This window comes from Yeosuana sp., assembly GCF_057126245.1.
Window position 1 is genome coordinate 67,080 of the sequence record NZ_DBNGMQ010000054.1, and the last position, 23,726, is coordinate 90,805.

Consider the following 23,726-nt stretch of genomic DNA (forward strand, 5'->3'; position numbering starts at 1 on the left):
ACGTCCATAGCTATTTTTTTTTACTCTTTCTATAATACTCTACTAAAATAAAAAGTTGGTTAAATATAAATAACTGGTTTGATTAAATTGAAAAAATTATGAATTCGGAAATTTACTTCTAATCTGATCTAAACACAAATTATGAATACTTCCTTGATGCGTATGTTTTTTCGATAGATCAGGAACGTAAGTACCATCCTGTACTTGTCCACCAATTTTTTGATAGGCTTCTCTAAAGCTCTGACCTTCTGTAACCAAGGTATTAATATTATCAACAGTAAACAAGTATTTATATAAATCACTATTTATGTCAACATCTTTTACAATGATTTGTTGAATCGCATAATTGAAAATATCTAGAATATCTTTTACATCTTCAAAGGCAGCAATAATGTTTTCTTTCAATAATTGAAAATCTCTGTGGTAACCACTTGGTAAATTATTGGTTATTAGAAGCATTTCTGACTGTAATGCTTGAATTTTATTACACTTTCCGCGTATTAATTCAAACACGTCAGGATTCTTTTTATGTGGCATGATGCTACTACCTGTGGTTAACTCATCTGGAAAGGATACAAAGCCAAAATTCTGACTCATATACAAGCAAATATCCATGGCAAATCGTGACATGGTGTTACATAAACCCCCTAATACAGCCGCAATAGTGCGTTCACTTTTACCTCTGCTCATCTGAGCTGCCACCACATTATATTTAAGCGTTTCGAAACCCATTTCTCTGGTGGTAAATTCTCTGTCGATTGGAAAAGAACTTCCGTAACCGGCCGCAGAACCCAACGGATTTTGGTCAACCGTTTTTATGGCAGCGTTTAATAAATAAACATCATCAATCATCAATTCAGCATAGGCAGAAAACCACAAGCCAAATGACGAAGGCATGGCTACTTGTAAATGAGTATAACCGGGTAAAACTTTATCTTTATGTATTTCTGCCAACTTTAATAGGGTCTCAAATAAAATCTTTGTTTTATCATAAACGAACCTAAGATTGTCTTTATAATAGAGATGAAGAGCTACTAAAACCTGATCGTTTCTTGAACGTGCTGTATGGATTTTTTTACCAACATCACCTAAAGTTGCCGTTAACGCATATTCTATTTTAGAATGCACATCTTCAAATTGTGGGTCAATTACAAATTCCCCAGCTTCAATCTCATTTTCTAAAACTTGTAAACCTCCTAACAATTGCTCTAATTCTATAGCTGTAAGAATTCCAATTTTATGAAGCATTTTGGCATGTGCTTTTGAAGCAATAACATCATATTTCGCAATGTGAACATCTATTTCTCTATCGTTTCCAATAGTAAATTGTTCTATTTTTTTATCTATCGATATACCTTTGTCCCAGAGTTTCATTTCGTCATTTATATTTTAAATTAAGGTAAAATGTAATTCGCCAAAAAAGCTCATTTCATTTTTTTATTTTTATTTACTTATTCGTTATTACAAATAGAATGAACCAAACTTATTAATCATTATGAGATAACCACGTTTTGTTCCTCGTTATCTCAATATACAATAACCCGATTTAGCAATTCAATATAAATTTTAATTCCTTCTTCAATTTCATATATATAGATAAATTCATCTGCCGAATGCGAACGCGTACTATCGCCTGGTCCTAATTTTAATGACGGACACGATAATACAGCCTGATCTGATAATGTTGGCGACCCATAGGTTGTTCTACCTATTTCTAAACCCGCTATTACCAAAGGATGATCAATGGGAATAGACGATGAATTTAATCTCAAACTTCTTGGTGTGATACTATCACAAGGTGATTTCTCTTGAAGAATTTCTGCTATTTCAGCATTGGTGTAGGCATCATTTACACGTACATCAATCACTAAATCAACATCAGCTGGAACTGCATTGTGTTGCGTTCCTGCTTTAATTTGAGTGACAGTTAACTTAACGTCTCCCAAAGCTTCAGAGCCTTTTTCAAACTTAAAATCTTTGAACCATTGCAATACCTTTATCGAATTGTAAATACAATTGTCATCGTTTGGATGTGCTGCGTGACTTGGTGTACCCATAACCTTAGCATCAAAAACTACTAAGCCTTTTTCCGCAACAGCAAGATTCATTAATGTTGGTTCTCCTACAATAGCCACATCTACTTTTGGAATTATTTTGAGCATACTGTTTAGACCATCAGGACCGCTGTTTTCTTCTTCCGCGGAGGCAACTAAAACCAAATTATACTTTAATTCTTCTTTATGATAAAAATAAGTAAACGTTGCAATTAGCGATACTAAACAACCCCCAGCATCATTACTGCCTAAACCAAACAATTTACCATCTTCAACAATAGCCTTTAAAGGATCTTTGGTATATGCTGAATTTGGCTTTACCGTATCATGGTGCGAATTTAACAATAAGGTTGGTTTGCTTTCATCAAAATATTTATTCATAGCCCAAACGTTATTTTTAGTGCGCTTATAATCTACGTTATAACGTTTAAACCAAGCTTCAATATGATATGCTGTCCTGTCTTCTTCTGCAGAAAAAGACTGGGTTTCTATTAATTGTTTTAATAGTGAAATGGCATTGTTTGTTAACTCCTGTATCGCCATATTATAAAGTTATTCGTGTAAAATTATCATTTTCTACGGTTAACATTGACGTGTTCCCCATATTTATGGTTTTTACTCCGTGTTTTAAAGCGTCAAAACAGTTTTCTAACTTGGGAAGCATGCCATCGACAATAATGCCATCCTCCAACAACTGATTATACAATGTTGAATCGATTTGTTTAATTACTGAATTTTTATCATGGATATCTTTTAAAACACCATTTAATTCGAAGCAATAATACATTGACGTTTCGTATAGATTACTCATCCCAATAGCAACCTGAGATGCTATGGTGTCAGCATTGGTATTTAACAATTGTCCATTTCCATCATGAGTTATGGCGCAAAAAACAGGTGTAAAACCTGCCCCTAATAACTTATTTATGGAATTATACGCTACGTTTTTAACGTCGCCTACAAAACCAAAATCAATCTCTTTTACAGGTCTTTTATCTGAAGTTATTGCATTAGCATCGGCCCCAGTTAATCCAATCGCATCTATTTTTAAAGCTTGTAATTTGGCTACGATATTCTTGTTTACCAAACCACCATATACCATAGTGATTACTTCTAAGGTTTCGGCATCTGTAATACGACGACCGTTAACCATTTTAGATTCAATACCTAGTTTTGCAGCAATATGAGTCGCGCGTTTACCACCACCATGAACCAAAATTTTATGTCCTTCTAAATTAGCAAATAGCTTTAGAAAGGCTTTTAAAGAAACGTCATCTTCAATGATGTTACCCCCTATTTTTACTATGGATAGTTTTTCCATTTATAATTTAATTTATCATCTCGAAGAGATTTTCAACAAAGTCATCTATTTCTAGTGAAGATATTGAGTCAATAGCTCCTCTTTCGCAATGACGTTTACTTATTTCTTTCTAATATTTTTTTTAGTACTAATTGTGCTGCATAGGTTCTGTTATTGGCTTGCTCAATCACCAAAGAACTATCACTATCCAAAACCGCATCTTCAACAATCAGATTTCGTCTCACGGGCAAACAATGCATAAATTTCGCAGTACCCAATTTCGCTTTTGTAATCATCCAATTAGGGTCTACATTCAAAACTTTTCCATAATCTTCATAAGAACTCCAGTTTTTAACATAAACAAAATCGGCACCTTTAAAAGCCTCTTCTTGATTAGCAATTATCGGTGTATTCTTAGTAATTTCAGGGTTTAAATTATAGCCCTCCGGATTTGTAATAACAAATTCTACATCCATTTTTTGCATCGCCTGAACAAAGCTATTTGCTACTGCATGAGGCAATGCCTTAACATGAGGAGCCCAACTCAATACTACTTTTGGTTTTATTTTTTTAGCATATTCTGAAATGGTTAAAGCATCGGTTAGACCTTGCAGCGGATGTCCTGTAGCACTTTCCATATTTACAATCGGCACTGAAGCATATTTAACAAAGGCATTCATCACCTGTTCGCTTTCGTCTTTTGCTTTATCGGTTAATGTTGGAAACGCCCTCACAGCGATAATATCACAATATTGTGAAACGACGGCAGCGGCTTCTTTAATGTGTTCGGCAGTATTGCCGTTCATAATGGTTCCATCTCCAAACTCAATACCCCAAGCATCGCCAGATACATTCATTACAATCGGATTCATTCCTAAATTTAAAGCAGCTTTTTGCGTACTTAAACGTGTGCGTAAACTGGAATTAAAAAATAATAAACCAAGTGTTTTATGTTTTCCTAATCCGATATGTCTTAATGGCGTTGACTTTAATGTTTTGGCTTCCTCAATCCATGAATGAATATCATTTATATCTTGGATGGATGTGTAATGTTTCATGTACTCTTATTTTATCTTGGTAAACGGCACTTTGTCTTCAAAAGCATTAAGTATAAAATTATCTTCTAATCCGTTTACAATCCAAGTTTCTATATTTGTTTTTTTAGCAACCGCAGCTGCTTCGATTTTAGATTGCATACCGCCGCTTCCGTGAGATGATTTGGAATTTATTACTTGTTCTTGCAGCTCTTCAAAATTTTCAACCAGTTCAATGGTCTCTGGAGCTTTATTTTCTATAGATTCTTTTGTGTAAATACCATTGGTATTCGTAGCAATTATAAATAAATCGGCTTTTAAAAGAGAGGCTGTTAAAGCCCCCAATTTGTCATTATCACCAAATTTAATTTCATCGGTAGCCACCGTATCGTTTTCGTTAATAATGGGGATGTAATTATTATTTACCAAAATATTAATAGTGTTTACTATATTGATCTTACTTTCTTGTTTTTCAAAATCTGAATAGGATAACAAACATTGCGATGTTAACAAGCCATACTCTCTAAAAATTTCTTGATAAATTCTTATAAGATGGGGCTGACCAATAGACGCCAAGGCTTGTTTTACAAACACATCTTTTTGTTTACTCTCCAACTTCACGAACTGCTTTGCTACCGCAATAGCACCAGAACTTACAATAATAAACTCGCAAGTATCTTGAAGTTTTGCTATTTGATTAGCAATATCTTCAATTTTACCTCTGGATATATTATCGGTTTCCTTGGTAAGAGTATTAGAGCCAACTTTAAGTAATATTCGTTTCTTCTTTTGCATGTTATCTTACTTGTCCACTGCCATGAACATACCATTTATTAGTTACCAAATGCTGTAGACCAATGGGTCCACGTTGGTGTAATTTATCTGTACTAATAGCCAATTCTCCACCCAAACCTAATTGACTCCCGTCGGTAAATCGTGTAGATGCATTATGATAAACGGCCGCATTATCTACATTTTTCATAAATGCTTTGGCAACAGTATTATTTTTAGTAATGATTGATGATGAATGACCGCCAGAATACTTATTAATCATGGCTACAGCATCTTCATTTGAACTAATTTCGGCTATAACTATTTTAAAATCTAAGAACTCTTGATACCAAATATCATCCGATTCAATAGCTTCAATACCTTCAAATGTTGAAAGCGTTTCATCTCCCAAAATTTCAACATTAAATTCTTTAAGTTTTGAAATTAGTGTTTTAATGAATGATACTTTATCTGGTAGGTTTTCATCTATCAACACTTTATCCAAAGCATTACAAGCTGAAATTTTTGCTGTTTTTGCATTGATAATAATATCTAAAGCTATTTGAGTATCTGCTTCCTTTTCAACAAATACAAAATTATTACCTCGCCCACTAATGATTACTGGGCACATTGCATGCTGTTTTACAAAAGCAATTAAACGTTCACCTCCTCTGGGAACTATTAAATCTACTTTTTGAGTTGGCTTTTCTAAAAAGGCCTGCGTTTCTTTTCTGTCGAATTGCAAATACTCTACCCAATCAGTAGAAGCGCCATTCTCTGTTAAAGCCTGATGCCACAAATCAACAATTTTCAAATTTGATGTTGTTGACTCTTTACCTCCTTTAAGCAATATTTTATTTCCAGATTTAAAAGCAATTCCAGCAGCTTCAACCGTTACATCTGGTCGAGATTCGTAAATAATTAAAACCGTTCCAAACGACGCTGTTTTATTATATACCTGCATCCCGTTTTCGTGCTTAAAACTAAAACGCTCAACACCAACGGGGTCATCTTGTGATGCTAAATGAGTAACCGATTTTATCATCTCGTCCACCTTTGAATCGTCCACTTTTAACCGGTCATACATAGAAATATCACCACCTTTATAAGCGTCTAAATCTGTTTTATTAATGTCAATAATTGTTTTCCTTTCTTCTTGTAAAAGTGATGCCATTGTTAATAATACGGCATTTCGTTTTTCAATAGATAGTAAGGTCTTCATTTCTTATTTTTTTAATGTTTATATCTCATATTGTACAATTTTGAATACTTAAACGAGACTCAAGTTTTATAATTTTTTGTTAAAATTTTATAATGCCTTTTTTATAGCCTCGATAAATTGATCAACATGTTCTCTTTTAATAGACAAAGGAGGCAGAATTCTTAATAATTTTTTATTTGATGCGCCACCCGTAAAAATATGGTGCTCATAAATTAATTTTTTCCTAAGGTCTCCAACTTCAAAATCAAATTCCAAACCAAGCATTAAGCCTCTGCCTTTTATTTTTTTTATCTGTGGGATTGTTCTAGCCATCGAAATAAAATACGCTGATATAGCATTAACATTATCCATCAGATGTTCTTGTTCAATTGTATCTAAAACAGCTAATCCTGCAGCGCAAGCCAAATGATTTCCACCGAACGTAGTTCCCAGCATTCCATATTTAGCTTCAATATCTGGATGAATTAAAACACCTCCAACAGGAAATCCGTTCCCCATGCCTTTAGCTATAGAAATCACATCGGGTATTACATTGTAATGTTGAAAAGCGAAAAATTTTCCTGAACGTCCGTAACCAGACTGTACCTCATCTGAAACAAAAAAGGTGTTATTTGCTTTACACAACGTATTAACTTTTTCAAAAAATTCAGTTGTCCCTTGATCGAGTCCACCAACACCTTGAATAAATTCCACAATAACCGCACAAACATCCCCTTTTTCTAACTCAGTTTTTACACCTTCAATATCGTTTAACGCTAAAATAGTTACTTTTTGTTGTGCGTTTATGGGTGCTATAATATTGGCGTTATCGGTTACCGCAACGGCTGCCGACGTGCGTCCGTGAAACCCATTTTCAAAAGCAATAACTCTAGCTTTTCCCGTTTTAAACGATGCCAACTTTAAAGCATTTTCGTTGGCTTCGGCACCAGAATTACACAGGAACAATTGATAGCCTTTACAACCAGAAATCTCTTCCAATCTTTTAGCTAATTCAACTTGTAACGGATTTTGAATGGCATTAGAATAAAACCCTAAAGTTTCTACTTGACGAGTTATTGCTTTAACATAATTTGGATGCGAATGACCAATAGATATAACGGCGTGACCACCATAAAGGTCTAAATATTCCGCCCCCTTATCATCAAAAACATGAATTCCTTTACCAGAAACTGGTGTGACATCGTATAACGGATAAACATCAAATAATGGCATATTTAACTCTTTTTAATTTGATTAATTTTTTCGAACGAGGCTACAATGCCTTGAATTAAGGCAGAACTTAATCCTTGATGTTCCATCGCATTTAATCCTTCAATAGTACAACCACTTGGTGTTGTTACACGGTCTATTTCTTGCTCTGGATGTCTGCCAGATTCAATTAATAAACTAGCGGCCCCAAAACATGTTTGCGTCGCCAGTTCATGAGCTTGTTCTGCTTCAAAACCTAACTGAATAGCACCTTGTGTCGTTGCTCTAATTAAACGCATCCAAAAGGCAATACCACTAGCGCAAATTACGGTGGCTGCCTGAATATGCTCTTCTGGAATTACCATGGTTGTTCCTAATTGATTAAATATTTTTTTAGCCAAATCCATCTTACTTTGCCCTTTAACATTAGCGGCTAAACAGGTCATAGATTTTCCTATAGAAATCGCCGTATTTGGCATAACTCTAATAATATTTTTATCGCTACCAATAATATTTTCTATTTTTGAAATTTCGAAACCAGCAACCACAGACATCACCACATGATTTTCTGTAATTACTGAAGAAACACTTTCTAAAACATTTTCGATATGACGAGGTTGCAAAGCAAAAATCACGATTTCCGATTCTTTGACTGCCAAAACATTATCACTTGTTATGGTGACATAATCCTCATCACTAAAAGCAGTAACCGCTATAGCATTTTTATCACTTAAATATAATGATGTAAATGACTTATTATTAATAAGTCCTTTTGCTATAGAACTGCCTAAATTTCCGGTTCCTATAATGGCTATTTTCATAATTTCTTTATTTTAAAAATAGGTTGCTTTTAATTGTAATCCTGTCGTTTCTTCTAAACCAAACATGAGGTTCATATTTTGAATAGCTTGTCCTGAAGCTCCTTTAAGTAAATTATCAATAATACTGGTTATGAGTAATTTATCTTTATGCTTATGTAAATGAACTAAACATTTGTTAGTATTAACCACTTGCTTTAAATGTAAAACCTCATCCGAAACAAAGGTGAATTCAGCATCTTTATAATATGATTTGAATAAGCTTTTGGCTTCTTCCAAAGACCCTTCAAAATGGGTATAAAGTGTTGCAAAAATACCTCTTGAGAAATTCCCTCTATTTGGCATAAAAAGAATATCTGAAGAAAAATTGCTTTGTAATTGATTAACTGATTGATTAATTTCTCCTAAATGCTGATGTGTAAATGGTTTGTAATACGAAAAATTATTATCTCTCCAAGTAAAATGAGTTGTTTCTGATAGTGATGTACCTGCTCCGGTAGCACCAGTAACCGCATTAATATGTACATCATTTTTCAATAAATATTTATCTGCAAGCGGTAATAAAGCTAATTGAATAGCCGTAGCAAAACAGCCAGGATTGGCAATATAATTGGCTGTTTTAATCGCTTCTCTTTGAAGTTCAGGCAAACCGTAAACAAAGGTTTTATTCTCAAACACTTTATCCCTTTCCAATCTGAAATCATTTCCTAAATCAATAATCCTTGTCTGATTAGAAAACGAATGAGCCTTTAAAAACTTTACTGAGTTTCCATGACCTAAACACAAAAACAAGACATCAACATTTGGATTTATGGTATCAGTAAATTTCAAACCTATACTCCCTACTAGATCTTGATGCACATTACTAATCTTATTCCCAGCATTAGACGTACTAAAAACAAAATCAATTTCTGCATTTGGATGAAACGTGAGCAGTCTAATCAACTCTCCAGCAGTATACCCTGCACCTCCAATAATACCAACTTGAATCATGATTTACGAATTTACTTGTTGATAAATTTTATTTTGATTACCTAAAATTTTGATAAACCCTTTTGCATCTTCTGCACTCCAAGCCTTATTTTCTTCGCCATAACTGCCAAATTTTGCACTCATCAAATCGTGTTTAGAAGAAATACCATCTAATGAGAAATGATATGGTCTTAAGCTCACGATTACATCACCACTAACTTTATCCTGACTACTTTGTAAAAATGCCTCGATATCTCGCATTACAGGATCTAAATACTGACCTTCGTGTAAATGCATCCCATAAAAACTTGATACATATTCTTTATGCTGTAACTGCCATTTAGTAAGGGTGTGTTTTTCCAATAAATGATGCGCTTTAATGGTAATTAATGCGGCTGCGGCTTCAAAACCAACACGCCCTTTAATACCAACAATAGTATCACCCACATGAATATCTCTACCAATAGCGTAAGCTGATGCTAAATTATTTAGCACCTCAATGTTCATTTCGGGATCATTTTTAATACCATTTATGGCTACTAACTCTCCTTTTTTAAAGGATAACTTAACTTTTTCCTCTTCAGTATGCTTCAATTGAGATGGATATGCTTCACTAGGCAATGGTTTTTCTGAAGTTAATGTTTCTTGTCCGCCAACGCTAGTTCCCCAAAGACCCTTATTAATAGAATATTTGGCTTTATCCCAGGACATATCTATACCATTCTCTTTTAGATAATCAATCTCAACCTGTCTTGATAATTTTTCATCTCTAATAGGTGTGATAATTTGAATTTCTGGAGCAAGTGTTTGAAAAATCATATCAAAACGTACTTGATCATTTCCTGCACCTGTACTACCATGAGCAATATAATCGGCACCAATACTTTTTGCATATTCTACTATTTCAATAGCCTGAATAATACGTTCTGCACTTACAGACAACGGATACGTGTTGTTTTTTAAAACATTACCAAATACCAAAAACTTAATTACTTTTTGATAAAAAGAAGGCACGGCATTAATATTTTTATAGGTTGAAACTCCCATTTTATAAGCGTTAGCTTCAATAACATCTATCTCCTTTTGAGTAAATCCTCCTGTGTTTACACTTACCGCATGAACATCATAATCTTTAGATAAACTTACTGCACAGTAAGAGGTATCTAACCCGCCACTATAGGCTATTACTAATTTCTTTATTGAACTCATTTTTTATCTTTTTTTAAAAACATGGTTTCTTTAATGTGTTTTAATCTTTGAAACACTTTTGTTTTTATTGGTTTATTCTCATTACTATTTTTCGCTTTTGGATCATAAAGCATTCCTGTACACAAACACATTTTTCTATTGGTCCGTTTTAAAACATCGAAGTTTTGACAGGTTTGACAACCATCCCAAAAGGTTTGATCATCTGTTAATTCGGAAAATGTTACTGGCTTATAACCTAAATCGCTGTTTAATTTCATGACCGCTAAACCGGTTGTAATACTAAATACTTTAGCATCCGGAAACTTTTTTCTTGAATGTTGAAACACTTTATGCTTGATCTTTTTTGCTAAACCCATATTTCTAAAGTCTGGATGTACTATTAAACCTGAGTTAGCAACAAATTTGCCATGACCCCATTTTTCTATATAACAAAAACCTGCAAACTTATCACCTTCTAGAGCAATAACAGCATTACCATTTTCCATTTTAGTGGTTATATATTCAGGTGTACGCCTTGCTATACCTGTTCCCCTAACCTTCGCAGATTCTGCAATAGTTTCGCAGATAATCTCTGCATATTTAATATGTGATTTATCGGCAATTACAATTTCCATTGTATCTTATATCTTATTAAATGTTATGTTTATTTTTTCCTTCCTAAATGCTGTGCTGGACTCACCTAACCCAATAAATTAATATATACCCTTACGGGCGACGAGAAAAAAAACCGCGCATAATAACAGGTTTAATTATTGAAGAATTAACTGAATTTTGAAATGCTATGATTGATATTTTGAACACTATGAAAAAAATTAAAATTACGTTTTGGTTTTTCTACAAGTTAAGATTAAAAGCGGCGGCGAAAGCGCACGGGAAAACCGGGAACTGTATAACGTATTTTATTTTTCGAATTTTTCATATTGTAAAACTAAAATTTTATTTCTTAAAATAACCACTACTAATTTGATTTTTAGTGAGAATTGTTAATATCTCTGTTTTTCAATAGTTTTATTTTAAATAATTCAATAAACAGCAGCGTATTATGATTCTTTTTATTGAGTAAGTGCTTAGAAATCTCAATATATTATTCTAAATGTATCTAAATGATATCTTTAAAGCCTTTATAATTCTTTAATTTTAATATTTTTATACCATACTTTATCACCATGATCTTGTAAACCAATATGCCCAGTTTGATATTTACCAAATGCGTCCCAATCTTTAAATTTTGAATTAGCGACCATCGCTTCCCATACTTCTCCATGAACAGGAAATTCGGCAATTACGATTCCGTTTAACGATATACTTCCTTGATTTTTGTTGTGGTTAACTTTCAGAACACATAAGTTCCATTCTCCAGCGGGCTTACATACATCATGCATAGGTTGAACCATATCATATAATGCCCCAGCTTGATGATATTTCGGATTTGCTCTAGCATCAGGATGGCGTTCATTATCTAAGACCTGAATTTCTGGACCAGTTTGGTAGGCTTCAATATATTTTTCATCTTCAAAAACTCCCCAAAAAATGCCGCTATTGCCACCTTCAGATATTTTCCACTCTAGTGATAATATAAAATTAGTAAAGGTATTTTTGGTAATGATATTTTTACCTGTGTTCTCTCCGGGATTAAATACCATAGCATCATTTTCAATACGCCATTCTGAATACATTTCATCGTTAAGATACCCTTTCCAGTTATCAAAATTAGTGCCGTCAAAAAGTATAATCCAATCATTTATCAAACCCTCTTCAATAACTTTAAATTGTTTCTCTTCTATGGATTTATCATTGTTTTGTTGTTTACAAGAAACTATAAGTATTAACAAAAACAGTGAATACATTAATTGCTTTATTGAAAGTGATTTTAAATATTTCATGTATCTTAACTGATTAAATTTCATTTATCATTCTATTTCGCATCATACTATCTATCATCTTGATTAATACAATTTGGGAACCAAACTTCTTCATATGCAAAACCGAGTTACTTTATTTATATAATTTGGTACTTTAAAAATCAACTAATTTAAAGGCCTAGTATTTTCTTTAATTGGCCTTTATCAACATCGCTTCCAGCAAAATCATCAAAACTACGTCCTGCAGCTTCAATTAAATGCTTTTGAATAAATGCTGCTCCTTCTCTTGCACCTTGTTCGGCGGATTTTATACAACACTCCCATTCCATTACCGCCCAAACATCACATCCGTATTTTGTTAATTTTGAAAAAATTCCTTTAAAATCAACTTGCCCATCTCCCAAAGAACGAAAACGTCCAGCGCGATCTTTCCAATCAGAATAGCCTCCATAAACACCTTGTTTCCCTGTTGGATTAAACTCTGCATCTTTTACATGAAACATTTTTATATATTCATGATAGTAATCGATAAACGTTAGATAATCTAATTGCTGAAGCATAAAATGACTCGGATCATAAAGAATGTTAGCACGACTATGATTATTTGTTGCTTCTAAAAAACGTTCGAAGGTAATACCATCATGTAAATCTTCTCCAGGATGCAATTCGTAACACACATCTACGCCATGCTCATCAAAATGATTTAAAATAGGCAACCAACGTTTAGCTAATTCTTCAAATCCCATTTCTACTAAACCACTTGGTCGTTGTGGCCACGGATAAACAGTCTGCCACAAAAAAGCACCGGAAAAAGTAGCATGTGCTTTTAAACCTAATCTACCACTAACTGTTCCAGATTTTTTTACAAAATCTATCGCCCAATCAGTTCTAGCTTTAGGATTATTTCTTACTGCCTCAGGCGCAAAACTATCAAACATCACATCGTAAGCCGGGTGAACCGCCACTAATTGTCCTTGTAAATGCGTAGACAATTCTGTGATTTCTAAACCATAAGAATTCACTTTTCCTTTTAAATCATCACAATAGGTTTGACTTATAGCAGCCTTTTCGATATCAATTAAATTGCATTCCCATGTTGGTATTTGAATGCCTTTATAACCTAAATCGGAAGCCCATTTACACATCCCATCTAAACTATTAAACGGTACTTCGCTTCCAGCAAATTGTGCTAAAAAAACTGCTGGTCCTTTTATTGTTTTCATACTCCCTTTCATAATTTAGTTATTATTTCATTTTTACCCATGCCGCATTATTCTTGTCGCTCTCTACTGACGCATAAATAAATTGCATGCCACGCACCCCATCTCTTACCGTTGGGTAATCAGGTTTTTCGATAGTTTTCCCATCTAAAACGGCCATTACATGTGTTGCAAAATTTTTATATATGGTAGCAAATGCTTCCAAATAACCCTCAGGATGGCCCGCTGGAATGCGCGATACATTCAAAGCCTCATCATACAAATCATTTCCATTTGGTGTAAAAATCTTCACTGGTTGTTCTAGCCAATGTGTTATCAATTGATTTGGATTTTCCTGATGCCATTCTAAACTTCCTTTTTCTCCATAAACTTTTATAGCCAAATTATTTTCCTCACCTAAAGCTATCTGAGAAATAGACATCGTACCTTTAGCTCCATTTTCCATTCGAAGTAATAAATTACCATCATCATCAAGAATTCTGCCTTCACCAAATCGACCTAAATCTGCAGCTAATTCATTAATTTTTAAACCTGTTATATATTCCACTAAGTTTTCAGCATGTGTGCCAATATCTCCTAATGCACCGCCAATTCCAGATTTCTTTGGATCGACTCGCCATGAGGCTTGCTTCTGTCCTGTTTTTTCAACTGAAGTAGATAGCCAACCTTGTAAATATTGTACTTGAATTTTTCTAATCGTACCTAAATCTCTGTTAGCGACCATAGCTTTAGCCTGCTTTACCAATGGATGTCCTGTATAATTATGTGTTAGAGCGAAAAGTTTTCCGCTTTTAACAACAATTTTTTCTAATTCGATAGCTTCATTTAAAGTAAGCGTCATCGGTTTATCGCAAACCACATGAAATCCATTCTCTAAAGCCATTTTTGCTGGCGGAAAATGCATGTGATTGGGTGTTACTATTGCTACGAAATCCATTCGTTTACTCTTAGGAAGCTCTTTTTCTTTTGAAATCATCTCTTCAAAACTTCCATAACACCTTTCTTCTGATAGGAATAACGCTTTTCCTGAAGCAATCGATTTTTCTGCACTACGACTAAACGCACCACATACCAACTCTATCATTCCATCAATAGAAGACGCTTTTCTATGCACATCTCCAATGAATGACCCAGTTCCACCACCAATCATTCCCATTCTTAATTTTCTTGTCATACTGTAATTAAGCTTGTTCTGTTTTACTTCGTTTCTTCATATAAATATTAAGTCCTATAAAAGCAATAATCAGTATTGCTGGAAGTATCGACATGGTTCTTAACGCCTCAATAGGACTAGCATTATCCATGAGATTTCCCATAATTGGTAAAACTAATGATACTGAAAACATACCTGCACCCCCCATAATAGATAAGCCTAGGGCACCTGTTTCTGGAAGATATTCTGCTACAAAACCCAACATAGTTGGCCAAAAAAATGTTACTCCAATTGCAAAGACTGCCGCTGAAACAAAGGTCATTCCACCAGCAGTAACTGTTAACAACCATAATCCAACAAACGTAAATATTGCCGAATACAATAACATGCCAGAGGGTTTTAATTTATGAACAACTTGACCAGCAAACATTCTACCTAATGCCATAATACCATTAATAAAAGCTAATACTAAAAGAGGTACTTCAACAGATTGTTTTAATAAAGATTCAATACGTTGTGTAGTCCCCAACTCCGAAGCTGCGGTTAAAAACATACAGAACATCATAAATAAAAATAAGGGTTTCCCTATGCTTGAAAACATTTTTTTATTACTTATCCCCATTTGAACACGCTCAGTAACTGGAAAATTTTGTCCAAAAAATAATGCCCCATAAATCACTAAAGGAATAAACAAAGTGCCAACCATAGCTTCCCAGCTTAATCCCATCACATCCATAATTAACCATCCAACAATGGCACCAATTACGATGCCTCCTGGAAACCATACATGAAACCTATTAAGCATCTTCGTTTTTTCTTCCGTGTACATGGATGCAATCATAGGATTTAAAGCGGCTTCAACCATGCCGTTTCCTATACCGACAAATAAAGTAGCGATAAAAAGTGAAGACATTGAATCTGCTATAAGAGTCAAAATAATTCCAATGGCGTGTGTAATAAATGCAATCCATGTGATTTTTTTTATCCCTAGAAAATCTACCAAGGGACCACCAAAAATCATGGCTAATGTAAAACCAAAAAAGGCTGGCGTAAAGGCATAACCTATTTGTTCCAATGTCAATCCAACACCTTCAGGTCCAAAGACGGTTTCTAACCTCGCCCTAATTGCAAAAGTCATTGCTGTAGTAATTAAGGCAAGACAACTTGCCAAAAAGAGTCTATTCTTATTAATGTTTTCCACGTTAAAAATATTTAGATTAGTTAGCTGTAAATTTATGAAAGTTGTTTTCCAACGCGTATCAATAAATCTCTTGTTAGTTCAATTCCTTTTTCTTCAGGAATTACTGTGCCTTCATACTCTACTCCAACAAAACTTTTGTATCCAGAATCCTTTACCATTTTCATTATTTTATAATAATCGATTAATATATCTTCTCCATTTTCATTAAAATCATAGGATTTAGCACTTACAGCTTTTGCAAAAGGCAACAATTCTTTCATGCCTTTATATCTATCATAAGCCTCTAAGCAATTACCTTCTTTATCCTTTGTAACACAAAAATTTCCAAAATCCGGTAAAGTGCCACAATTGTTATTTTTTATTTGTGAAAATACCTCAGTCATCCACTCGCCATTAGATGAAAACCCACCATGATTTTCAACCAAAATATTGATACCTGAATCCTTAGAAAAATCCGATAGTTTAGTTAAGGAATCTAAACTAGCCTTAACAGCTTCTGCTTTATCAATCCCTCCTGCAAGATTAACCCTAATGGAATGGCATCCTAAAAAATGTGCTGCTTCTACCCACTTGTAATGATTCTGAATGGCTTGTAATCGTTTTTCATCATCAGGATCAGCCATCGCTCCTTCTCCATCAATCATTATTAAAATATTTTCCTGACCTTCGCTATCTGCTCTAGATTTCATTTCCTTTAAATAAGTCATATCTTTAGCCTTATCCTTAAAAAACCCATTTACATATTCAACACCTTCAAAACCAAAACTTCTAGATTTTGCTGCGAATTCTAAATGATCCATTTTTTTATCAAATAAAGTGCGATGCAGAGACCACTCTGCTAAAGACATTTTGAAAAACAAAGAATCATCGCTTAAACCATCAATATTTGTTTCAGTATTTTTCTTTTCGTTTTTACAGGCTGACAAACCAAGCAACGACAACGCAACACTTGCCTGAGTTGTTCTTTTTACGAATTGTCTTCTTCTCATGTGTTTATATCTATTGTTTTTTATTGATCACAGTAGCATCCATTTATTTATCCCATTTGGTATCAGGGTATAGTTATGGATATATCATGAAATGGTATTATTAAATTAACAACATAATTCCGCGTTAATCGCGTGAAAATATATATTTGAATTTAAATTCTTGTAATTTATTATTCACTGAAATAATTTAAACTTTAATACGAGCCAAATTAGTTATTTTTCCAATAATTAAGAATTAATTTATTAATTTCTCTATTTTTATATATTAAGTTTAACATATTACAATAAATTTGATTTAACACTACTTTTAAATACAATCAAAATAAATATAAAAACGATAATGACTAAAGAAGTAATAACCAACTACACAACCCCTTATGACGCCATAGTAATTGGCACGGGTATATCAGGTGGTTGGGCTGCCAAAGAGTTATGTGAAAAGGGTCTAAAGACACTGGTTTTAGAACGTGGTCGTTTGATAAACCATATCACCGATTATCCAACTGCACATCTAGATCCTTGGGATATGGAGTTGCGAAACAACGTTACTAAAGAAGATAAAGCAAGACAGCTTAAGCAAAGTCGAACTGGGTATACTACAAAATTTGAAAGTAAACATTGGTTTGTAGACGATTTAAAACATCCTTATAACGAAACAAAACGGTTTGACTGGATGCGAGGTTATCATGTTGGAGGCAGATCCATCACATGGGGAAGACAAAGCTACAGATTAAGCGATTTAGACTTTGAAGCTAACAAAAAAGATGGTCACGGTGTCGATTGGCCCATTCGTTATAAAGATATTGCTCCTTGGTATGATTATGTAGAAAGCTATATTGGTGTTAGCGGAGAACATCTTGGATTACCCCAACTACCAGATGGTATTTTTGAGCCTCCGATGGAATTAAACTGTGTAGAGGAGCACCTAAAAGAGCAACTCTCCAAAAATTATGATGACAGACTTCTAACCATAGGTAGGACAGCCCATATAAATAGTTCCAAAATATTTAATGGTAGAAGTAAATGTCAATATAGAGCGCGATGCAGAAGAGGCTGTCCATTTGGAGCTTATTTTAGCAGTAATTCGTCAACCTTACCTGCAGCAGAACTTACAGGGAATATGACTTTAAGACCTAACTCTATAGTTCATGAAATTATTTATGACGCCGATTTAAAAAAAGCTACAGGAGTTAAAGTTATTGATACCGAAACAAAAGAAACTCTCGTTTTTAATGCTAAAATTATTTTTTGTTGTGCATCATCTATGGCATCAGCTTCGATATTGCTACAATCTAAATCAGACCGTTTTCCAAATGGATTAGGTAATGATTCAGGGGAACTGGGACATAATATTATGGATCATCATTTAGGTGCAGGTGCCTCAGGGAAATTTGACGGATATCATAATAAATACTATAAAGGAAGACGCCCAACTGGAATTTACATTCCTCGATTCAGAAATTTAGGAGATAAAAAAACTATAAATAAAGAATTTTTAAGAGGCTATGGTTATCAAGGTGGGGCTGGTAGAGGCTCTATTTCAGAGCATGTTAAAGAACTTGCATATGGCGCAGAATACAAAGAAAAAATATTAGAACCTGGCGAATGGCGTATGGGGTTGGGTGGTTTTGGTGAATGTTTACCAAATCATGATAACAAAATGACACTTGATTATGAGAAACTAGATGATTGGGGGTTGCCAACCATTACGTTTGATGCTGAATGGAAAGAAAACGAGCTAATTATGCGTAAGGATATGATTCAACAAGCTGCTGAAATGTTAGAAAAAGGAGGCTTTAGAGATATTACAACGTTTAATAATCTATCTGCTCCTGGCATTGGAATTCATGAAATGGGAACAGCCCGTATGGGTAGAGACCCAAAAACATCGATTCTAAATGAATACAATCAAATTCATACCGTAAATAACGTGTATGTTACCGATGGCGCATGTATGACGTCTTCTGGATGTCAAAATCCGTCGTTAACGTATATGGCAATTACTGCAAGAGCAGCAAATCATGCTGCTAAACAATTTAAAAGCCTGTAATTATGAAAAGAAGAGACGTTTTAAAAGGATTAGGACTCACATTAGGCTATACCGTTGCTACTCCATCAATTATAAGTTTGCTTCATGGCTGCAAAACAGAAGCTAAAGTTTGGATACCCCAATTTTTATCCATTACCGAAGGTGTTATTTTAACAAATTTGGTTGATTTAATTTTACCAAAAACAGAAAGTACTCCCGGAGCTTTAGAAGTAAACGTTCCTGAATTTATAGATTTGTTTGTTTTTAAAGTTTATGAAGACGAAGAAAAAATTAAATTTAAGAAAGGAATGGAATCTATTCAAAAAGCTTTAAATATTGTTGATGAGAGTACATCGATTATAAAAAATGAAGATTATGATAATCTGCTTTCAAAATATTTAAGGGCTAATAAAGAACAACAGAAGTTTTACAGTAAAGAGGAAAATGAAAATACCGAAGACTCCATGATTTTTAACACCCTAATAAGTATTAGAAACTCATCCGTTTGGGCATATAAAACCAGTGAACAAATTGGGGAAAATATTTTAGCATACGATCCCATTCCTAGCGAACAAATAGGTTGCGCTTCTGTAGAAAATCTCACTGGTGGAAAAGCTTGGTCTCCTAATTAAATAACACAATATGAAATACATTTATACATTATTTTTAATTGCTGCTTTATCTTTTATAGTAAGTTGTAAAGAAAAACCAAAAGAAAAAGAGACTATTGAGGTTACCAAAAATTGGCAGCCCTTATTTAATGGTAAAGATTTAAACGATTGGATTATAAAAATAAAAGGCTACCCATTAGACGAAAACCCTTATAACACGTTTCGTACAGAAAACGGGGTTATAAAAGTGGCTTATGACCGCTACGACAATTTCAATAATACATTCGGGCATTTATTCTATAAAACGCCGTTTAATAATTATAAATTCAGAATGCAATACCGATTTACTGGTGAACAAGTTGAAGGAGGCCCAGGTTGGGCAAAACGTAACAGTGGTATTATGATTCATTGCCAACCACCTGAAAGTATGAGCTTAGATCAAAATTTCCCACTGAGTATTGAAGTTCAACTTCTAGGAGGTATTGATGAAACTGTTAAGCGACCTACAGGGAATTTATGTACACCAGGCACTCATGTAGTTATGGGCGGCGATTTAAAAACGGACCACTGTACAGAATCTAATTCTAAAACGTTTTATGGCGATCAATGGATTAATGTAGAAGTTATTGTGAAAAATGACACGATAACTCACAAAATAAATAATGAAATCGTTCTAACTTATTCAAACCCACAAATAGGTGGAGATTTAAGTGATTTCTCTGAAGAATGGAAAGCCAAAGACGGAGAACTTTTAAAAGGAGGCTACATTTCATTACAAAGTGAAAGTCATCCAGTAGAATTTAAAAATATTGAAATACAAGTTTTAGATTAAAAGTAATATGGGAGTGAAAACAAAAACTTTTCTGCTAGTCTTATTTATGGCTATCTCGTTTTGCTCCTATACAATAAATGCCCAAGAATTTAATAATTATACTGAAACCTTAAATGATAATGATATTGTCTTTGAATTAGTAGCTATTAGAGGAGGGGCTTTTTTAATGGGAGCGGATAAAAATGATGCGACTCGAAAGCAAAATGAAAAACCTCAACACACAGCTATTATAGATGATTTTTGGATTGGAAAATATGAAATTACTTGGGAGCAATATGATGCGTTTGTTTATGAAGAATTTGAAAAACTAGATTTAACAAACAAAACAAAACTTGAACCATTAGGAATTGAGGCTATATCTGGTGCTACAACACCCTATGTAGATATGAGTTTTAACATGGGAGAGGTATCTTCCCCAGCAGTTAACATGACGCAATATGCCGCTCTTATGTATTGTAAATGGTTAACATTAAAAACAGGAGTATTCTATAGATTACCTACTGAAGCAGAATGGGAATATGTTTGTAAAAAAGGAGAGACTGACAAGATTGAAGAACTAAGTGAAGCTGCATGGTTTTTTGAAAACTCAAAAAGTAAATATCAAAACATAGGGCTTAAAAAGCCAAATAAAATTGGCGTTTACGACATGTTAGGAAATGTTTCAGAATGGGTTTTAGATCAATTTAGTACGACATATTATGAAACGTCTCCAAAAAACAATCCTTGGAATAAACCTTCTGAGCTTTATCCAAGAGTTTTAAGAGGTGGGTCATGGAAAGATACGGCTGACAAACTTTGTTGCACCTCCAGAATACCATCAAACCCTAAATGGAAACGAAGAGATCCTCAAATCCCAAAAAGTGACTGGTGGCATACCGACGCACCATTTATAGGCTTCAGAATAGTTAGACCAAAAATCCAACCTTCTAAAGAAGATATTGAAAAATATTGGCTTGAAGTTATTAAAGATTTTAATCTTAATTAAATTATTATGAATAACAAAACCAAAAACTTTACTAGAAGAGATTTTGTAAAAAGATCATCTTTAGCAACTGGTGGTATTTTACTTGCCCCGTCGTTAATAAGCGCAACACCTTATAATACTAAAAACATATTAAAATTAGCAGTTATTGGTTGTGGGGGCAGAGGCACTGGTGCGGCTGTCCAGGCCCTAAAAGCAGACAATGAGGTACAGCTAGTAGCCATGGCTGATGCTTTTAAAGACATATTAGATACATCTTTTGAAAATCTTTCTAAAATATTTGAGTCTGCTAGAATACCTGTTAAGGAAAGCATGAAGTTTGTTGGTTTTGGTTCCTATAAAAAAGCAATTGATGAAGCAGATGTTATAATACTTGCGACCCCTCCTGGATTTAGACCACAACATTTTGAATATGCTGTTTCTCAGGGTAAGCACGTATTTATGGAAAAGCCTCTTGCGACCGATGTTGCTGGGATAAAAAAGGTTTTGGAAGCAGCAAAAATTGCTGAATCAAAAAAACTTAATGTTGTAGTAGGTTTACAAAGACGTTACCAATCTAGTTACCTAGAAACACTGAATCTTATTCAAAAAGGAAGTATTGGCAAAATAGTTTCAGGACGAGTATATTGGAATAGCGGAGGTGTTTGGGTGAGACCAAGAGAAGAAAAATTTACCGAAATGGAATACCAAATGCGAAATTGGTATTATTTTAATTGGCTTTGTGGAGATCATATTTTAGAACAACACATCCACAATATTGATGTTGCTAACTGGTTTATTGGAGAACACCCAATAAAAGCACAAGGCATGGGCGGAAGAGAGGTTAGAAATGGTAAAGACCATGGGCAAATTTTCGACCATCATTTTGTGGAATTTGAATACCCAAGTGGCGCTGTTATTTCAAGTCAATGCAGACATCAGAAAGGTTGTTTAACACGAGTTGCTGAATCATTTCAAGGGACTTTAGGAACCTCTGAAACTAGTGGTGGTAATAAAGCTATTTTAAAGTCCTATTCTGGAGAAACCATATATAAACATGATAATGAAATGGACAAAAACCCTTATCAGGTTGAACACAACAAACTTTTTGCCGCTATAAGAAATGGAGAAGTAATCAATAATGTGGACTATGGAGCAAAAAGTACTATGACTGCTATTTTAGGAAGAATGGCTACTTATTCTGGCAAAGAGATTACATGGGATGAAGCTATGGCAACTAATTTAAAGTTAGTTCCAGACGAGGAAACTTTATCATTTGATTCGATGCCACCTATAATTCCAGATGAGTTTGAAAACTATCCTATTCCCGTTCCTGGCAAGACAACCTTTATTTAAAAATACACAAGATGAACAGACGATTATTTGTTAAAAAAAGTGCCACAGTTGCCTCATTTTTAGGGCTAGGACTTACAGGAGTAAATGCATTAAATCTTAAAGAACAAAAAGACAAAACCTTAAGTTCTTTTAAATTAAATTATGCACCACATATAGGTATGTTTAAACATTTTGCTGGTGAAAATCTTACTGATCAATTAAACTTTATGGCTGATGAAGGTTTTGTTGCTTTTGAAGACAATAATATGAAAAAACGTTCTATTGAAACTCAAGAGGCTATAGTAAAAACTATGAATAAAAGAGGTATGAATATGGGTGTTTTTGTGGCACATAGTATTTATTGGAAAGAACCAAATCTTACCAGTGGAAATCTTGATAAACGTAACGAGTTTTTGAATGATATTAAAGAATCTGTTGAAGTTGCTAAGCGGGTTAATGCAAAATGGATGACTGTTGTACCAGGTCATGTAGACTTAAAACAAAATATGGCTTATCAAACCCAAAATGTGATTGAAACATTAAAACAGGCCTGCGGTGTTTTAGAACCTCATAATTTAACCATGGTTTTAGAACCCTTAAATTTCAGAAATCATCCAGGACAATTTTTAAGTGAGTCGCCTCAGGCTTATCAAATATGCAAAGCAGTAGATTCGCCATCATGTAAAATATTATTTGATATTTATCATCAACAGATACAGGAAGGAAATCTAATTCCAAATATAGAAATCTGCTGGGACGAAATTGCTTATTTTCAGGTTGGTGATAATCCTGGTAGAAAAGAACCATCAACAGGAGAAATAAATTTTAAAAACGTTTTCAAGTTTATTCATTCGAAAGGTTTTAATGGCATTATTGGTATGGAACACGGAAATTCTATGAAGGGTAAAGCTGGTGAGCGCGCCGTTATTGATGCCTATAAAACCTCAGATAATTTTTAAATTAAT

At 34.0% G+C, this 23,726-nt stretch carries 22 protein-coding genes; 6 read left to right on the forward strand and 16 right to left on the reverse strand.

The genetic code is table 11. From position 1 onward, the window contains the following. Positions 1-96: 96 nt before the first annotated feature. The 16 genes from argH to AC15TD_RS06700 form a co-directional block, all read right to left on the reverse strand. On the reverse strand, positions 97-1,374 hold the full coding sequence (gene argH / locus AC15TD_RS06625) for an argininosuccinate lyase (RefSeq protein ID WP_484451350.1): 1,278 nt from the start codon (positions 1,372-1,374) through the stop codon (positions 97-99). A gap of 152 nt (positions 1,375-1,526) precedes the next feature. Then, positions 1,527-2,597: a M20 family metallo-hydrolase gene (locus tag AC15TD_RS06630; protein ID WP_484451351.1), complete on the reverse strand. Its 1,071-nt coding sequence runs from the start codon at positions 2,595-2,597 to the stop codon at positions 1,527-1,529. Between the two features lies 1 nt (position 2,598). Then, a complete protein-coding gene (argB, locus tag AC15TD_RS06635) occupies positions 2,599-3,375 on the reverse strand; it encodes an acetylglutamate kinase (RefSeq protein WP_484451352.1) in 777 nt (258 codons plus the stop codon). Between the two features lie 95 nt (positions 3,376-3,470). Next, positions 3,471-4,412 (reverse strand): Rossmann-fold NAD(P)-binding domain-containing protein, encoded by a 942-nt coding sequence (locus AC15TD_RS06640; protein ID WP_484451353.1) that lies wholly within the window; start codon positions 4,410-4,412, stop codon positions 3,471-3,473. 6 nt (positions 4,413-4,418) lie between these two features. After that, positions 4,419-5,183, reverse strand: coding sequence for a glutamate 5-kinase (gene proB / locus AC15TD_RS06645; RefSeq protein ID WP_484451354.1), 765 nt, complete (start codon positions 5,181-5,183; stop codon positions 4,419-4,421). 1 nt (position 5,184) lies between these two features. Next, positions 5,185-6,381 carry a glutamate-5-semialdehyde dehydrogenase gene (locus AC15TD_RS06650; RefSeq protein ID WP_484451355.1) on the reverse strand — a complete coding sequence of 399 codons (1,197 nt, stop codon included), beginning with the start codon at positions 6,379-6,381 and terminating at the stop codon, positions 5,185-5,187. A gap of 87 nt (positions 6,382-6,468) precedes the next feature. After that, positions 6,469-7,593: an aspartate aminotransferase family protein gene (locus AC15TD_RS06655; RefSeq protein WP_484451356.1), complete on the reverse strand. Its 1,125-nt coding sequence runs from the start codon at positions 7,591-7,593 to the stop codon at positions 6,469-6,471. Between the two features lie 2 nt (positions 7,594-7,595). Further along, on the reverse strand, positions 7,596-8,390 hold the full coding sequence (gene proC / locus AC15TD_RS06660; RefSeq protein ID WP_484451357.1) for a pyrroline-5-carboxylate reductase: 795 nt from the start codon (positions 8,388-8,390) through the stop codon (positions 7,596-7,598). Between the two features lie 12 nt (positions 8,391-8,402). Continuing rightward, the gene (gene argC / locus AC15TD_RS06665) at positions 8,403-9,380 is read right to left on the reverse strand and encodes an N-acetyl-gamma-glutamyl-phosphate reductase (protein ID WP_484451358.1); all 978 of its coding nucleotides are present in this window, start codon (positions 9,378-9,380) and stop codon (positions 8,403-8,405) included. Between the two features lie 3 nt (positions 9,381-9,383). Beyond that, positions 9,384-10,559, reverse strand: coding sequence for an argininosuccinate synthase (locus AC15TD_RS06670; RefSeq protein WP_484451465.1), 1,176 nt, complete (start codon positions 10,557-10,559; stop codon positions 9,384-9,386). Between the two features lie 5 nt (positions 10,560-10,564). Beyond that, the gene (locus tag AC15TD_RS06675; protein WP_484451359.1) at positions 10,565-11,182 is read right to left on the reverse strand and encodes a GNAT family N-acetyltransferase; all 618 of its coding nucleotides are present in this window, start codon (positions 11,180-11,182) and stop codon (positions 10,565-10,567) included. 507 nt (positions 11,183-11,689) lie between these two features. Beyond that, on the reverse strand, positions 11,690-12,451 hold the full coding sequence (locus tag AC15TD_RS06680) for a 3-keto-disaccharide hydrolase (RefSeq protein ID WP_484451360.1): 762 nt from the start codon (positions 12,449-12,451) through the stop codon (positions 11,690-11,692). Between the two features lie 149 nt (positions 12,452-12,600). Then, positions 12,601-13,653, reverse strand: a complete 1,053-nt coding sequence (locus tag AC15TD_RS06685) for a sugar phosphate isomerase/epimerase family protein (protein WP_484451361.1) — start codon at positions 13,651-13,653, stop codon at positions 12,601-12,603. 22 nt (positions 13,654-13,675) lie between these two features. Beyond that, a complete protein-coding gene (locus AC15TD_RS06690; RefSeq protein ID WP_484451362.1) occupies positions 13,676-14,824 on the reverse strand; it encodes a Gfo/Idh/MocA family protein in 1,149 nt (382 codons plus the stop codon). Between the two features lie 7 nt (positions 14,825-14,831). Next, positions 14,832-16,004 carry an MFS transporter gene (locus tag AC15TD_RS06695; protein WP_484451363.1) on the reverse strand — a complete coding sequence of 391 codons (1,173 nt, stop codon included), beginning with the start codon at positions 16,002-16,004 and terminating at the stop codon, positions 14,832-14,834. Positions 16,005-16,036: 32 nt separating this feature from the next. Beyond that, positions 16,037-16,993 carry a sugar phosphate isomerase/epimerase family protein gene (locus AC15TD_RS06700; RefSeq protein ID WP_484451364.1) on the reverse strand — a complete coding sequence of 319 codons (957 nt, stop codon included), beginning with the start codon at positions 16,991-16,993 and terminating at the stop codon, positions 16,037-16,039. A gap of 340 nt (positions 16,994-17,333) precedes the next feature. Between AC15TD_RS06700 and AC15TD_RS06705 the strand changes: the two genes are divergently transcribed. Genes AC15TD_RS06705 through AC15TD_RS06730 form a run of 6 tightly spaced genes read left to right on the forward strand, consistent with a single transcriptional unit; the run spans position 17,334 to position 23,720 of the window. Next, complete coding sequence (locus tag AC15TD_RS06705) at positions 17,334-19,043, forward strand: GMC oxidoreductase (protein ID WP_484451365.1); 1,710 nt, start codon at positions 17,334-17,336, stop codon at positions 19,041-19,043. A 2-nt stretch (positions 19,044-19,045) separates the two neighbouring features. After that, positions 19,046-19,654, forward strand: a complete 609-nt coding sequence (locus tag AC15TD_RS06710) for a gluconate 2-dehydrogenase subunit 3 family protein (RefSeq protein ID WP_484451366.1) — start codon at positions 19,046-19,048, stop codon at positions 19,652-19,654. A 10-nt stretch (positions 19,655-19,664) separates the two neighbouring features. Then, the gene (locus AC15TD_RS06715) at positions 19,665-20,465 is read left to right on the forward strand and encodes a 3-keto-disaccharide hydrolase (RefSeq protein ID WP_484451367.1); all 801 of its coding nucleotides are present in this window, start codon (positions 19,665-19,667) and stop codon (positions 20,463-20,465) included. Positions 20,466-20,478: 13 nt separating this feature from the next. Continuing rightward, positions 20,479-21,450 carry a formylglycine-generating enzyme family protein gene (locus tag AC15TD_RS06720; RefSeq protein WP_484451368.1) on the forward strand — a complete coding sequence of 324 codons (972 nt, stop codon included), beginning with the start codon at positions 20,479-20,481 and terminating at the stop codon, positions 21,448-21,450. A 6-nt stretch (positions 21,451-21,456) separates the two neighbouring features. Continuing rightward, positions 21,457-22,782 (forward strand): Gfo/Idh/MocA family protein, encoded by a 1,326-nt coding sequence (locus AC15TD_RS06725; RefSeq protein WP_484451369.1) that lies wholly within the window; start codon positions 21,457-21,459, stop codon positions 22,780-22,782. Positions 22,783-22,793: 11 nt separating this feature from the next. Then, on the forward strand, positions 22,794-23,720 hold the full coding sequence (locus AC15TD_RS06730; RefSeq protein ID WP_484451370.1) for a hydroxypyruvate isomerase family protein: 927 nt from the start codon (positions 22,794-22,796) through the stop codon (positions 23,718-23,720). Positions 23,721-23,726 lie beyond the last annotated feature (6 nt).

Coding starts and splice junctions, on each gene's coding strand:
- AC15TD_RS06730 (WP_484451370.1), top strand. CDS start 22,794: ATGAACAGACGATTATTTGTTAAAAAAAGTGCCACAGTTGCCTCATTT.
- AC15TD_RS06680 (WP_484451360.1), bottom strand. CDS start 12,451: ATGAAATATTTAAAATCACTTTCAATAAAGCAATTAATGTATTCACTG.
- AC15TD_RS06710 (WP_484451366.1), top strand. CDS start 19,046: ATGAAAAGAAGAGACGTTTTAAAAGGATTAGGACTCACATTAGGCTAT.
- argC (WP_484451358.1), bottom strand. CDS start 9,380: ATGATTCAAGTTGGTATTATTGGAGGTGCAGGGTATACTGCTGGAGAG.
- AC15TD_RS06650 (WP_484451355.1), bottom strand. CDS start 6,381: ATGAAGACCTTACTATCTATTGAAAAACGAAATGCCGTATTATTAACA.
- proB (WP_484451354.1), bottom strand. CDS start 5,183: ATGCAAAAGAAGAAACGAATATTACTTAAAGTTGGCTCTAATACTCTT.
- proC (WP_484451357.1), bottom strand. CDS start 8,390: ATGAAAATAGCCATTATAGGAACCGGAAATTTAGGCAGTTCTATAGCA.
- AC15TD_RS06715 (WP_484451367.1), top strand. CDS start 19,665: ATGAAATACATTTATACATTATTTTTAATTGCTGCTTTATCTTTTATA.
- argH (WP_484451350.1), bottom strand. CDS start 1,374: ATGAAACTCTGGGACAAAGGTATATCGATAGATAAAAAAATAGAACAA.
- AC15TD_RS06690 (WP_484451362.1), bottom strand. CDS start 14,824: ATGACAAGAAAATTAAGAATGGGAATGATTGGTGGTGGAACTGGGTCA.
- AC15TD_RS06630 (WP_484451351.1), bottom strand. CDS start 2,597: ATGGCGATACAGGAGTTAACAAACAATGCCATTTCACTATTAAAACAA.
- AC15TD_RS06640 (WP_484451353.1), bottom strand. CDS start 4,412: ATGAAACATTACACATCCATCCAAGATATAAATGATATTCATTCATGG.
- argB (WP_484451352.1), bottom strand. CDS start 3,375: ATGGAAAAACTATCCATAGTAAAAATAGGGGGTAACATCATTGAAGAT.
- AC15TD_RS06700 (WP_484451364.1), bottom strand. CDS start 16,993: ATGAGAAGAAGACAATTCGTAAAAAGAACAACTCAGGCAAGTGTTGCG.
- AC15TD_RS06655 (WP_484451356.1), bottom strand. CDS start 7,593: ATGCCATTATTTGATGTTTATCCGTTATACGATGTCACACCAGTTTCT.
- AC15TD_RS06685 (WP_484451361.1), bottom strand. CDS start 13,653: ATGAAAACAATAAAAGGACCAGCAGTTTTTTTAGCACAATTTGCTGGA.
- AC15TD_RS06725 (WP_484451369.1), top strand. CDS start 21,457: ATGAATAACAAAACCAAAAACTTTACTAGAAGAGATTTTGTAAAAAGA.
- AC15TD_RS06705 (WP_484451365.1), top strand. CDS start 17,334: ATGACTAAAGAAGTAATAACCAACTACACAACCCCTTATGACGCCATA.
- AC15TD_RS06675 (WP_484451359.1), bottom strand. CDS start 11,182: ATGGAAATTGTAATTGCCGATAAATCACATATTAAATATGCAGAGATT.